This window comes from Psychroflexus sp. ALD_RP9, assembly GCF_017311165.1.
Classification (GTDB): domain Bacteria; phylum Bacteroidota; class Bacteroidia; order Flavobacteriales; family Flavobacteriaceae; genus Psychroflexus.
On the sequence record NZ_CP062973.1, the window covers coordinates 2,209,780 to 2,222,333 of the forward strand.

The 12,554-nt window shown below is 31.4% G+C and carries 13 protein-coding genes; 1 reads left to right on the forward strand and 12 read right to left on the reverse strand.

All coding sequences use genetic code 11. The features are described from left to right. Positions 1 to 26 precede the first annotated feature (26 nt). Genes IMZ30_RS10440 through IMZ30_RS10470 form a run of 7 tightly spaced genes read right to left on the reverse strand, consistent with a single transcriptional unit; the run spans position 27 to position 6,548 of the window. Positions 27 to 458: a hypothetical protein gene (locus tag IMZ30_RS10440; RefSeq protein ID WP_207038246.1), complete on the reverse strand. Its 432-nt coding sequence runs from the start codon at positions 456 to 458 to the stop codon at positions 27 to 29. A gap of 1 nt (position 459) precedes the next feature. After that, the gene (locus IMZ30_RS10445) at positions 460 to 924 is read right to left on the reverse strand and encodes a hypothetical protein (protein ID WP_207038247.1); all 465 of its coding nucleotides are present in this window, start codon (positions 922 to 924) and stop codon (positions 460 to 462) included. Positions 925 to 956: 32 nt separating this feature from the next. Further along, positions 957 to 1,496 (reverse strand): RNA polymerase sigma factor, encoded by a 540-nt coding sequence (locus tag IMZ30_RS10450; RefSeq protein ID WP_207038248.1) that lies wholly within the window; start codon positions 1,494 to 1,496, stop codon positions 957 to 959. Between the two features lie 8 nt (positions 1,497 to 1,504). Beyond that, positions 1,505 to 3,340, reverse strand: coding sequence for an ABC transporter ATP-binding protein (locus IMZ30_RS10455; RefSeq protein ID WP_207038249.1), 1,836 nt, complete (start codon positions 3,338 to 3,340; stop codon positions 1,505 to 1,507). 11 nt (positions 3,341 to 3,351) lie between these two features. Then, on the reverse strand, positions 3,352 to 5,073 hold the full coding sequence (locus tag IMZ30_RS10460) for a phospho-sugar mutase (protein WP_207038250.1): 1,722 nt from the start codon (positions 5,071 to 5,073) through the stop codon (positions 3,352 to 3,354). A 5-nt stretch (positions 5,074 to 5,078) separates the two neighbouring features. Then, positions 5,079 to 6,032 (reverse strand): glycosyltransferase family 2 protein, encoded by a 954-nt coding sequence (locus tag IMZ30_RS10465; RefSeq protein ID WP_207038251.1) that lies wholly within the window; start codon positions 6,030 to 6,032, stop codon positions 5,079 to 5,081. 3 nt (positions 6,033 to 6,035) lie between these two features. Then, the gene (locus IMZ30_RS10470) at positions 6,036 to 6,548 is read right to left on the reverse strand and encodes a DUF4199 domain-containing protein (RefSeq protein WP_207038252.1); all 513 of its coding nucleotides are present in this window, start codon (positions 6,546 to 6,548) and stop codon (positions 6,036 to 6,038) included. Positions 6,549 to 6,699: 151 nt separating this feature from the next. Here IMZ30_RS10470 and IMZ30_RS10475 point away from each other — a divergent pair, with 151 nt between their 5' ends. Beyond that, a complete protein-coding gene (locus IMZ30_RS10475; protein ID WP_073193091.1) occupies positions 6,700 to 6,951 on the forward strand; it encodes a type B 50S ribosomal protein L31 in 252 nt (83 codons plus the stop codon). A 124-nt stretch (positions 6,952 to 7,075) separates the two neighbouring features. On the opposite strand, the gene IMZ30_RS10480 is transcribed toward IMZ30_RS10475, so the two are convergent. From IMZ30_RS10480 to IMZ30_RS10500, 5 genes are all read right to left on the reverse strand, one after another. Then, on the reverse strand, positions 7,076 to 9,298 hold the full coding sequence (locus tag IMZ30_RS10480; RefSeq protein WP_207038253.1) for an NADP-dependent isocitrate dehydrogenase: 2,223 nt from the start codon (positions 9,296 to 9,298) through the stop codon (positions 7,076 to 7,078). A 137-nt stretch (positions 9,299 to 9,435) separates the two neighbouring features. After that, positions 9,436 to 9,786, reverse strand: a complete 351-nt coding sequence (rplS, locus tag IMZ30_RS10485) for a 50S ribosomal protein L19 (protein WP_207038254.1) — start codon at positions 9,784 to 9,786, stop codon at positions 9,436 to 9,438. 97 nt (positions 9,787 to 9,883) lie between these two features. Then, positions 9,884 to 10,561, reverse strand: coding sequence for a tRNA (guanosine(37)-N1)-methyltransferase TrmD (trmD, locus tag IMZ30_RS10490; protein ID WP_207038255.1), 678 nt, complete (start codon positions 10,559 to 10,561; stop codon positions 9,884 to 9,886). Next, positions 10,551 to 11,861: an MFS transporter gene (locus IMZ30_RS10495; RefSeq protein ID WP_207038256.1), complete on the reverse strand. Its 1,311-nt coding sequence runs from the start codon at positions 11,859 to 11,861 to the stop codon at positions 10,551 to 10,553. Before IMZ30_RS10495 ends, trmD begins: the two co-directional genes overlap by 11 nt. Positions 11,862 to 11,866: 5 nt before the next feature. After that, positions 11,867 to 12,478 (reverse strand): hypothetical protein, encoded by a 612-nt coding sequence (locus tag IMZ30_RS10500; RefSeq protein ID WP_207038257.1) that lies wholly within the window; start codon positions 12,476 to 12,478, stop codon positions 11,867 to 11,869. Between the last annotated feature and the right edge of the window lie 76 nt (positions 12,479 to 12,554).

Here is a 12,554-nt window from a genome sequence, read left to right on the forward strand (position 1 = left end):
ACTGAATTTTGCGCAAATTTACATAATTAGTCTTTAGTTGAAGATTTAGAACTGTATTGTTTTATCAGTTTTTTGTTAAAGTCGTATTCAGCTTTTTTAAGCATCATAATTTGCTTCGGTGAAATAACCTTTTTAAGCGCATTAACATAGTTAACTCTAATTTTGTTTCGCTGAATCTTGTAATTAATGTAATCATCTAAAAGCTGATTAGCTTCGGATTCAGAAAGTGTTTTAATTTTGTCTAAACGCTTTTTTATGGAAGACCATTGCTTGTCTCTCAAATTGTAATAAATGCTTGTATGTTTGTTATATACAGGCCAAAATAATTTAGCTTCATCAGGTGTAAGCTGGAGTTCTTCTGTAAAAAAGGCTATTTTTAAACTTTCGATTTTATCATCTTCTTGAGCAAAACTCAAAAGACTTAAACTAAGTGTTACTAATAAAATTATTTTTTTCATTTTAGTTATTTATAAAATCTTCTTCATAAAGATTATCACCTAAATATTTTGCAATCTCCTCAGAGCTTAATTGATTTTGTTCAAAATTATTGAAATCTATGGGTGTATTGTCATCAATATAGTCTTCAGGATTTTCAAGTTCTGTTTCTAAATAATCTTCTATCTCAGATTGTTCAACATTAGAAAATGAATCTAGCTTTTGATTATTTCTAGACGGATAAAGTGCAATGAGAGCAATTATGAGAATAGCCGCTACTGAACTTGAAATAAGTAAAACACGTTGCCTTAGATTTATTACTTTGGACTCTTGAGGTAACTTTATCTCTAACTCTTCAAAATAGTTGTCAGGGATATTAAATACTTTCTTCTCAATAAGATTTAACTCACTAATTTTAAATTCATTAAAATAGTTGTCAGGAACTTTAAATCCAGATTTTTTTTGATATGTAGCTTTATGTTTATCCATTTGATTATTAGACTAGTGCTTGGCCTTAAAGTTTAATTATTTTTCAAGTATTTTTCAATTTTTTTTGTGGCATGGTGATAGTTAGATTTTAAAGCGCCTTCACTTGTGTTTAGTATTTCAGAAATATCTTTATACGGTAAGTTTTCAAAGTATTTCATTAAGAAAACCTGTTTTTGTTTGTCTGGAAGTGTTTCAATTGCTTTTTGTAATTTTAATTCAATCGCGTCACCTTCAAAATAGACGTCACTTTCTAAAGAATTTAAAATAAATTCTTTTAGTTCTGGAACACTGATGTTTTTTTTCTTTGCTTTTTTGTTTAGAAACGTGATTGACTCGTTGGTTGCAATTCGGTACATCCAGCTATAAAGCTTACTTTCTCCTTTAAAGTTTTTAATATTTTTATAAACTTTAATAAATGTATTTTGAAGCACATCATCAGCATCTTCATGAATTTTCACTAAGTTTCTGATATGCCAGTATAATCTAACTTTGTGTTCTTCAACTAATGCTGCGAAGGCTTCTTCCTTTCTTTTGCCTTGCTGTAAATTTGATATGATTTCTTCTTCAGTCAAGCTTTATTTTATTCAAATGATTGCATTTCAACTAACTTCATGTAAGTTCCTTTTTTGGCAATTAATTCGTCATGCTTTCCTTCCTCAACAATTTCTCCTTTTTGCAGCACAATTATTTTATCAGCATTTTGAATAGTTGAAAGTCTATGTGCAATAACAATTGATGTTCTGTTTTTCATCATGTTTTCTAGTGCTTTTTGAACTAATCGCTCACTTTCTGTGTCTAAGGCTGAAGTTGCTTCGTCGAGAATCATGATTGGTGGGTTTTTCAGTACAGCTCTTGCTATAGAAAGCCGTTGTTTTTGACCACCACTGAGTTTATTTCCGCTGTCGCCTATATTTGTATTAATGCCTTTTGGTAAATTATTTACAAAATCAAAAGCATTAGCTATTTTTAAAGCTTTAATTAATTCGTCATCAGTGGCATTAGGTTTTCCAATTCTTAGGTTTTCAGCAATTGTGTCATTAAATAATATCGAATCTTGCGTCACGAGTCCCATCAATTGGCGTAAATCTTTTTGTTTTAAATCTTTAAGCTTGATGTCATCAATAGATATTTCACCCTTATTTGTATCGTAAAACCGGGTTAAAAGATTTGCAATAGTAGATTTTCCACTTCCAGATTGGCCAACTAGTGCTAAGGTTTCTCCTTTTTTGATATGCGCAGAAAAGTCTTTTAAAACATATTCATCTTCATATTTAAACCATAAGTTTTTAATCGATATTGCTGTTTTAAAGTCAGTTTTTTGGATTGCTTGCTTTGGGTCTTGAATTGTATTTTCAGTTTCAAGAATTTCTAAAACTCTTTCTGCAGCTGCATTTCCTTTTTTAACATTGTAGCTTGCTTTTGAGATTCCTTTTGCAGGCGTTAAAATATTGTAGGCTAATCCCATGTAGGCAATAAAGCTACTTCCATCAAGTAAACCTTCATTTAATACCATATTGCCTCCGTACCATAATAACACAGCAATAACTGCTATTCCTAAAAACTCTGAGGCTGGTGAAGCTAAATTTTGACGGTTCAGTAATGAATTAGAATAATTAAAGAAATTTTCGGTTGATGATTTAAACTTATTATAAAAGATCGATTCGGCGTTAAAACCCTTAATGATTTTTAGACCACCTAAAGTTTCTTCAAGGATCGACAAAAAATATCCTTGTTCTTTTTGAACTTTATCTGATTGCTTTTTTAAAGATTTACCGATTAATGAAATTAAAAAGCCTGATATTGGTATAAATATGAATACAAATATAGTAAGCTTAACACTTATTAATAACATAGCTATAATAGTCACTAAAATTGTGAGCGGCTCACGCACAATTAGCTCTAAAATAGATAAAAATGAATGTTGAATTTCAAGCACATCACTTGTAATTCTTGCAATTGTATCGCCTTTTCGTTTTTCAGAGTAATGTGAAAGTGGTAATTCTATTGTTTTTTTATACAAAGCGTTTCTCAAGTCTTTTAAAACTCCATTTCGTAAAAAAGTGATAAAAAACATGGCTAAATAGTTGGCTAAGTTTTTAAGTAAAAATAAAACAACCACTAAGCCAATGACTAACATTAAAGCTTTTGAGGCATCATCTTCTGCAAAACTATTTACTTGGTAAGCAAAATAATCTTTAAAATAATCTTTAGCAGAGGTAATACCTTCATAGCTTGGTTTTTGAATCACCTCTTCTTTACCACATTCATTTTGTCCGAATAAAACATCAAGCATTGGAATTAATGCTAAAAACGAAAGTGCACTAAAAATAGCATAAAAAACATTAGCTATGATATTTAAAATAGCGAAGCGTTTGTAGGGAATCGCAAAGCGAATAATTTTTTTAAAGTAGGTCATTAATTTTAAATTTAGGCAATGCCTAATTCTTTAACAATACGGTTAAGTTTGGTTTCAAGCCTTGAAGAAACTTCATCAAATTCTTCTTTTTTACTTAAAGCTGAGTTAACGCTGATATAAAATTTAATTTTTGGTTCTGTGCCACTAGGTCTGGCAGCGATTTTTGTCCCATTTTCGGTATAAAAAATAAGTACATTAGATTTAGGAACACTTAGGTTATAACTGCTATGGTCTTGTTTGTTTGTTGCAATACCAGTTTGGTAATCTTCAATTAAAACAATTTTTTCACCATCAATTGTTTCGAGAGGTTGTTGACGAAGGCTAATCATTTTTTGTTTAATTTCATGGGCACCTTCAATTCCTTTTTTAACCAATGCAACTAGCTTTTCTTTAAAGTAGCCATGGTCAATATAAAGCTGAATGAGCTTTTCGTAAAGACTTAAGCCTTCTGCTTTTAGTTGTGCAGCCATTTCGCAAACTAATAAAATAGACGTTACCGCATCTTTATCACGCACAAAGTCTCCAACCATAAATCCAAAACTTTCTTCACCACCGCCAATAAAATCGAGTTCAGGATGATCTTTGATTAATTTAGCAATCCATTTAAATCCTGTTAAGCTTTCTTTATATTCAACGCCATAGCTCTCTGTTAAAATCCGCATCATTGGTGTAGAAACAATAGTTGATGCTACAAACTCACTTTCATTTAGCATAGATTTTTTTTGCCATTGTTCAAGTAAAAAAGCTGTCATTAAAACCATTGTTTGGTTTCCATTTAATAACTGAAGATTGCCTTGCAAGTCTCGTACTGCAATTCCTAAGCGATCACTATCTGGATCTGTGCCAATTACAAGGTCGCTATTGGTTTTTTTACCTAAATTTAAAGCAAGCTCTAAGGCTTCAGGTTCTTCAGGATTTGGAGATTTGACTGTTGGGAAATCTCCGTTAGGTTCGGCTTGCTCTTCTACAATATGAAGATTTTTATAGCCTGCTTTCCGAAGCGTTTGAGGTACTAAAGTGATTGATGTGCCATGTAGTGAAGTAAACGCGATATTTAGCTTGTTTTTTGCTTCAGTTGGTGAAGAAAAGCTACCATTTTTAATAACATCATTAATAAAAGCTTGATCGGTAGTTTCGTTTAATTCGTTTATTAATTCTTGATTCGCATCAAATTTAATTTGACTAAACTTGAGTCGATCAATTTCAGTAATAATTTCTTGATCTTGAGGCGGGACAAGTTGTCCACCATCTTTCCAATAAACTTTGTAGCCGTTATATTCTGGTGGATTGTGACTTGCTGTTAGAACAATTCCACAATGACAGCCCAAGTGCTTGACTGAATAAGATAGAAGTGGAGTAGGACGTAATTCTGGGAAAATGAAGACTTGAATACCATTTGCAGAGAAAACATGAGCAACCTCGTAAGCAAATTTTTTACTATTGTGTCTACAGTCGTAGGCAATTACTACCTTTAGATGTTCGTCAGGAAATGATTGTTTGAGGTAATTAGCAATACCTTGTGTGTTTTTACCCAAAGTATATTTATTAATTCTATTAGTGCCAGCACCCATTACTCCACGCATTCCACCTGTGCCAAAAGCTAAATTTTTGTAGAATGCTTCTTCTAGGTTTTTTGGATCATTTGAGATGAGTTCTTGAACTTCATTTATGGTCTGTTCGTCAAAAATATGTTTATCGAGCCAAGATTTAGCTTTTTCAATCACTGTTTTCATTTTAATTAATTTATAAATTCCTTAATTGTATAGTTTGGTTTGTGTTGGTTGTTTTTTAAAATAAGTTCGCCAATAAAGCCAGCAATAAATAAATTTACACCAATTAACATCGCAGTAAGAGCAATGTAAAACCAAGGATTGTCTACTACTAAAATATCAGGAATGTTGTTATATAGTTTGTAAAGTTTAGATGCACCAATCCAAAATGCTGATATAAAACCTACAAAAAACATTAAAACACCAAAAGCTCCAAACAGATGCATTGGCCGTTTTCCAAATTTAGAAAAAAACCAAATTGTTATCAAGTCTAAAAAACCGTTAATAAAACGTTCAGCTCCAAACTTTGTATGTCCATATTTACGAGCTTGATGTTTAACAACTTGTTCGGTAATTTTATCAAAGCCTTCATTTTTTGCTAATACTGGAATGTATCGATGCATTTCCCCACTAAGTTTTATGGTTTTTATTACTTCTTTCTTATAAGCTTTAAGACCACAGTTAAAGTCATGTAATTTTAGTCCAGAAGTGAATCTAGCAGCAGCATTAAATAATTTTGAAGGTAAATTTTTAAATAGCACTGAGTCATAACGTTTTTTCTTCCATCCAGAAATCAAGTCGAAATTTTCTTGATTAATTTTTTTGTAAAGTTTTGGAATTTCTTCTGGATTATCTTGTAGGTCAGCGTCCATAGTAATAATAACGTCTCCTTGTGCTTTTTTAAAACCAGCATCTAAAGCTTGCGATTTACCAAAGTTTCTTGAAAACCTGATTCCAGAAACTTCTGCAGAAGTTTTAGCTATTTTGCTTATAATTTTCCAGGAGTTATCTTTACTACCATCATCAACAAATATTAGTTCGTAGCTAAACTTGTGCAAATCCATGACTTTTGTAATCCATTGATATAATTCTTCAATAGACTCAGCTTCATTGAGTAATGGAATTACAATGGATATTTGCATGGTTTAGTTTTTCTTTATTAAGCCCACAATTAAGCTAATAAAGAGGGTTTTAAGCATAATTGAGATTAGACCCATTGTAGCGATAACAAATGGTGATGTAAATAAAAGTGCTACAGATTTTGCCATTTCAGCTTGTTCGCCCTCCATATTTTGTTTAGAAATTTCAGCATCAACGGCTGTTAATGCTTCAGTTTTCATAGACTCAATAAACTCAGGCTGAATGAAGCTATAATGTAAGTAGGTATAAACCGCATAAATTAAACCACCAATTGCACCAATAGCTAAACCAATTTTTAAGGCTGTTGAAAAGTTAAGCTGAGCAGCATTATCATTTTTATATAAATGAATGGCATAAAAAACAATAGCGGAGTTAATTAATAAGTTTAATATTCCTATGCCTGCATTTTGTTCTAACTGAAATGCGTACAATAGTACTAAGACTAAAATTGACGCTCCGCCAAAGGCTAAACCAAATCTTGAAGCATATGGTTTTATAGAAATATTTTGTTCTTCCATAATTTTAAATAATTGCAAATATAATCTTTACTACGAAAGTAATCAAAATTCTTAGTTAGATTGAAGAATTGTAAATAGATATTTTTTAAAAAATATATTGTTTAGTTTTAATTTTTATCTAAATTTGCAAACTGAATTAAATATTTGAAAAATGAGAAAAGGTATACACCCAGAAAATTATAGATTAGTTGCATTTAAAGATATGTCTAATAATGAAGTTTTTATTACTAAATCTACTGCAAATACAAAAGAAACTTTAGAAGTTGATGGGACTGAGTATCCTTTAGTTAAACTAGAAATTTCAAGAACATCTCATCCTTTTTATACTGGTAAAACTAAGTTAGTTGACACAGCTGGTAGAATTGATAAGTTCAAAAACAAATACAAGAAGTTTAAAAAATAAATTATAACTTCTAATTAATACAATGAAGCCGAATTTTTAAATTCGGCTTTTTTGTTTTTAAGATTACTCAAAAAAAAAATCAGGATTTTTAATCCTGATTTTTTTAAAATTAAATATTTAGAAATTAAGCGTCTATTAAATCATTTAGAGTTTGACTTGGGCGCATTTGTTTTGTAACTAACTTTTCATCTGGAAAATAGTAACCTTCAATATTTACAGGCTTACCTTGTGCATTCAGTAGCTCTTCATTAATCTTAGCTTCATTAGCTTTTAAATGTTTTGCTAATTCTGAAAAAATAGCTTTTAAATCTTCGTCTTCATCTTGTTCAGCTAGAGCTTCAGCCCAATATTTTGCCAAGTAAAAATGAGTTCCGCGATTATCAATTTCATTGACCTTTCGAGAAGGTGATTTATCATTTTTAAGATAAGTACTATTTGCCTTATTAAGTGCTTTTGCTAAAACCTTAGCTTTGGTATTATTAGTTTTTTCAGCAATATCTTCAATAGAAACGGCGAGTGCTAAAAACTCACCTAAGGAATCCCAGCGCAAATGTCCTTCTTTTACAAATTGCTGTACATGTTTTGGTGCTGAACCACCTGCACCAGTTTCAAACAAGCCTCCACCGGCTAATAAAGGAACTATAGACAGCATTTTAGCACTTGTTCCTAATTCTAGAATAGGAAATAGGTCAGTTAAATAATCTCTCAAAACATTTCCTGTTACTGAAATGGTATCTTGACCGCTTCTTACACGTTCAAGTGTATATTTCATAGCATCTTCTGGATTCATGATTTTTACTTCTAAACCAGTTAAATCATGATCCTTAAGGTAATGATTGACTTTTTTGATTAATTCTGTATCATGGCCACGATTTTCATCTAACCAAAAAATAGCAGGGTTGCCTGTAGTTTTTGCACGTTTAACTCCTAATTTAACCCAATCTTTTATTGGTAAATCTTTTGTTTGACACATTCGCCAAATATCGCCTTCTTCAACTTTATGCGATAATAAAACGTCTCCGTTTTTGTTTTTTACAAGTACAGTTCCTGCTTCAGGTATTTCAAAAGTTTTATCGTGCGAGCCATATTCTTCGGCTTTTTTAGCCATAAGACCAACATTAGATACATTACCCATGGTTGTAACATCAAACTTGCCGTTAGCTTTGCAGAAATCAATAACTTGTTGGTAAATTCCAGCATAAGAGCGGTCTGGAATAACAGCTTTCATGTCTTGTGTTTCGTTTTTTTTATTCCACATTTTACCACCACTTTTAAAGGCTGCTGGCATTGAGGCGTCAATAATAACATTACTTGGGACATGAAGATTTGTGATACAATTATCGCTATCAACCATAGCTAAGTCTGCTTTTTTATCGTAAATAGCTTCAATATCTTCTTTAATGGCTTCTTGCTTATTTTTTGGTAATTCACTAATCTTATCAAAAACATCACCAATTCCATTGTTTACATTTACTCCAAGTTGGGTAAATTCTTTTTGATATTTATTAAAAAGTTCTTCAAAATAGACTTTAACAATGTGACCAAAAATGATTGGATCGGAAACCTTCATCATAGTAGCCTTTAAATGCACAGAAAATAAGATGTCTTTTTGCTTGGCATCTTCAATTTCCTTTGAAATAAAATCTTTTAGTTTTGAAACAGTTAGTACAGATGCATCTATTACTTCGCCTTGTTCTAATACTAAAGCTTCTTTAAGCAATTTAGTACCAGTTGAAGTTTGTAATTCAATATTTACGCTATCTGATTTTTGCATTGTTAAAGACTTCTCGCTCCCGTAAAAGTCACCATCATCCATGTGGGCAACATGAGATTTTGAGTCTTTGCTCCAGTCTTCAAGTCTGTGAGGATTTGCTTTTGCGTACTCTTTTACTGGTTCTGCCACTCGACGATCTGAATTACCTTCTCTTAAAACAGGATTAACTGCACTTCCTAAAACTTTTGCATAAGCAGCTTTAATTGCTTTTTCTTTATCGTTTTTTGGGTTTGAAGGATAATCAGGTACTTCATAACCTTTTAGTTGTAATTCTTTTATTGCGGCTGAAAGTTGAGGTACAGAAGCACTAATATTGGGTAATTTAATAATGTTAGCTTTTGGTGTTTTGGCTAGTTCGCCGAGTTCTGCTAATGCATCATTAACGTGTTGATGTTCTGGTAAAAAGTCCTTTAAATTTGCTAGAATACGAGCTGAAAGTGAAATGTCTTTAGATGTAACCTGTATGTTTGCAGTATTTGTGAATTTTCTTACGATAGGTAGAAATGAGTAGGTGGCTAAGGCTGGCGCCTCATCTGTTTTTGTATAAACAATTTGAGAAGAATCTTGACTCATAAATTTATGTTTTATTTATTATAAATAATTTAAATAAATCACTTAAAAATAATGAATAATTAAATGATTAAAGTTTATTTTATCATTTTGATAATGATCAAAAAAAAAGCTTGCAATTTGCAAGCTTTTTAGTTTTCTTAGTTTGAACGCTTTTCTTTAATTTTAGCCTTCTTACCTGTGAGGTTTCTGAAGTAATTAATTCGAGCACGTCTAACGCTTCCTCGTTTATTAACTTCAATTTTTTGAAGTGCTGGCATGTTGATTGGGAAAATCTTTTCAACACCAACAGTTCCACTCATTTTTCTAATAGTAAATGTTTTTAACAATCCAGTACCTTTGACTTGGATTACAACACCTTTAAAAAACTGAGTTCTTGTTTTTTGACCTTCTTTAATTTCATAGTAAACTGTAATAGTATCACCAGATGAAAATTCTGGAAAGTCTTTCTTTTCAACAAATTCGTTTTGGACAAACTTTACTAAATCCATTTTATCTGTATTAATTTTAATAATTATTAACGTACACGGTTTTCGTCAGAGGTTAATAATAGTTTGCAAAAATAGTATTTTATTCTAATTTATAAAATTATTCGTCCAACAAATCTGGTCTTAAATTCCTTGTTCGTTCAAGCGCTTTGTCATCTCTCCATTTTTCAACGTTTTGGTTATGACCACTTAATAGGACTGAAGGTACTTCATGACCTTTGTAATTTGAAGGTCTTGTATAAATTGGTGGAGATAATAAATTATCCTGGAACGAATCTGTTAAGGCCGAAGTTTCGTTACCTAAAACACCTGGAATTAACCTGATTATCGCATCACTTAAAATGGCAGCTCCTAGTTCGCCACCAGAAAGTACGTAATCTCCAATTGATATTTCTTTAGTAATAAATAAATCACGTACGCGCTGGTCTACACCTTTGTAGTGACCGCATAAAATAATGATATTTTTTAGTAATGACATTTGGTTGGCCATAGCTTGGTTTAATGTTTCGCCATCAGGTGTCATATAGATGACTTCATCGTAATCGCGCTCACTTTTTAGTTTTGAAATACATTTATCAATAGGCTCAATCATCATAACCATACCAGCGCCACCGCCATATTGGTAATCGTCAACTTGTTTGTAATTATTTGAAGTGTAATCTCTTAAATTATGAAAAAAAACTTCTACATGACCTTTTGCAATAGCACGCTGAATAATTGATCCTTCAAATGGACTTTTTATCAGGTCTGGAACAACACTTATAATATCAATTCTCATTTTGAATATCTTTTAATTTTAAACTGAAGACAATACAAACAATTAATAGAATAGCAAAGAATATAAACTGATATAAAAGACCAAAATAATCGGTAATTAAACCAAAACTAGCTGTTATAATTGTAAATAAGCCAATAAATGTGCTTGCCATGGCAACATAAGTCGGTCTATCTTCATCAGGTGCATAATCTACTAAGTAGGTTTTTCGACTTAATCTTGCGCCTGCGTATGCAATAGCATTAACAAAAAATAGAGGTAAAATAAAGCTAATAGATATATGAGATGGATTTTGGAGATAAATTATAATGGCGTATGCAATTCCTATTAAAGTAATGCCGCTTGCAATTTGTAAAAGTTTTAAGCTTGACTTGTCTGCAATTTTCCCCCAAAGTGGACTACTAATGATTTGTGCAATGCTAGTTACAACAATTAAGTAACCCAAACTCGAAAATGAATTTCCTGTTAATTGGTTGGCTAAAACGACATAAAAGGGTTGAAGTAAAGGGATAGCCATTAATAATGCTCGGGTAAATAAGAAATTCCTATAATTATCATCAGATTTAATGAACTTTAAACCTTCTTTAATTTCGTTAATTGGTGAACGACCACCTTTTGTAGATCCTTTTTCTTCAGAAATCCCGTAGAAAACAATTGCAGCAAGAAACCATAAAATACCTGCAGAAAAAAATAATGTAGCATAAATTTCAGCTGAAGCATTTTCTTTCACAAAAAAGCTAATAAAAAGTCCTGCTATTAATGCTAATATTCCTCCAAATGTTGATCGATAACTAAGCATTTGTCCACGTTCACCTTTTGGAATTGTTTTGCCAACAACATCTTTAAAACTCACTGAACCTACGCCAGAAGCTATGCTAAACAAGAAAATTAATGCTAAGATGCTATAAGATGCTAAGGCATTGTCATGATTGTAAAGTACTACAAATCCACCTAAAAACATACAAATAGATTGTATAATCGCAGCTGTTGCCCAAAAATATTTTCTTATTTTAAATTGTCTTATTTTACCGCTTACGATTAATTGCGGTAGCAAAGAGCCTATGTCTTTAGCAGGTACTAAACTACCAATTAAAAATACAGGTGCGTTTAAAAAAGTTAAAATCCAAGCAAGTGTGAGATTCGGGCTTATAATCGCTTCAGCTAATTTAGTTAAACTACCATTTAATACATTTAAGTTAAAGTTTTTGGGAACATTGGTGCAATCAGAATCAGGAATTGATTTGCAAATACGTGAATCAGAGTCTTCAGTTAAAAACTCATAGAAGCGATGAGATACTTTCAATTTTGTTAATTTTCTTTTTTAATTTTTTGCAAATCATTTTTGGCATCTTGTAGTTGCCTTCCTAATTTTTGTTGCTTTTCTAAGGCGCTATGTTTGTAATTTTGAAACTCATGATCTAGGTTTTTAAGATTAGCTTTAATTTCTCCGTTAATAATATGGCTTCTTCTAAACCTAAACATAAAAAATAGCAAAAGCAACAGTAATACTGCAACAATAGACCATAAAACTAGGCGATACGTTGTTTTGGTTAAACTAATTGAACCAAATAATTTCATTTCTTCTTGCTGATTTTCTAGACTTGAATTTTTTGTTTTTAAACTAGAAACTTCAGCTTTTAGATTTTTTATAGTTTCATTTCTTTTAGAAATGGTTTCATCTAAATTATTAATTTCAGTCTCAAGACGTTCTATTTCATTGGTGACTTCATTTTGCAAGTTTCGTATAGCTTGTTTTTTTATGACTTTATATTCTTGGTAGTTATTAGCTTTTGAAATTGTGGTTTCAAATTGCTTTATTACTGAATTGGCCGTCGAGTCGATTTTATTTTGTGCTTGAACTTGAGCTACTAATAAAAAGCTAAACATTACAATCGGTAGAAGTTTAAGTTGAAGTTTCATTGTATATGACTTAAAATTACATTTTAATGGTTGTAAAAGTACAAAAAAACCCTTAGCATTTTGCTAAGGGTTATCC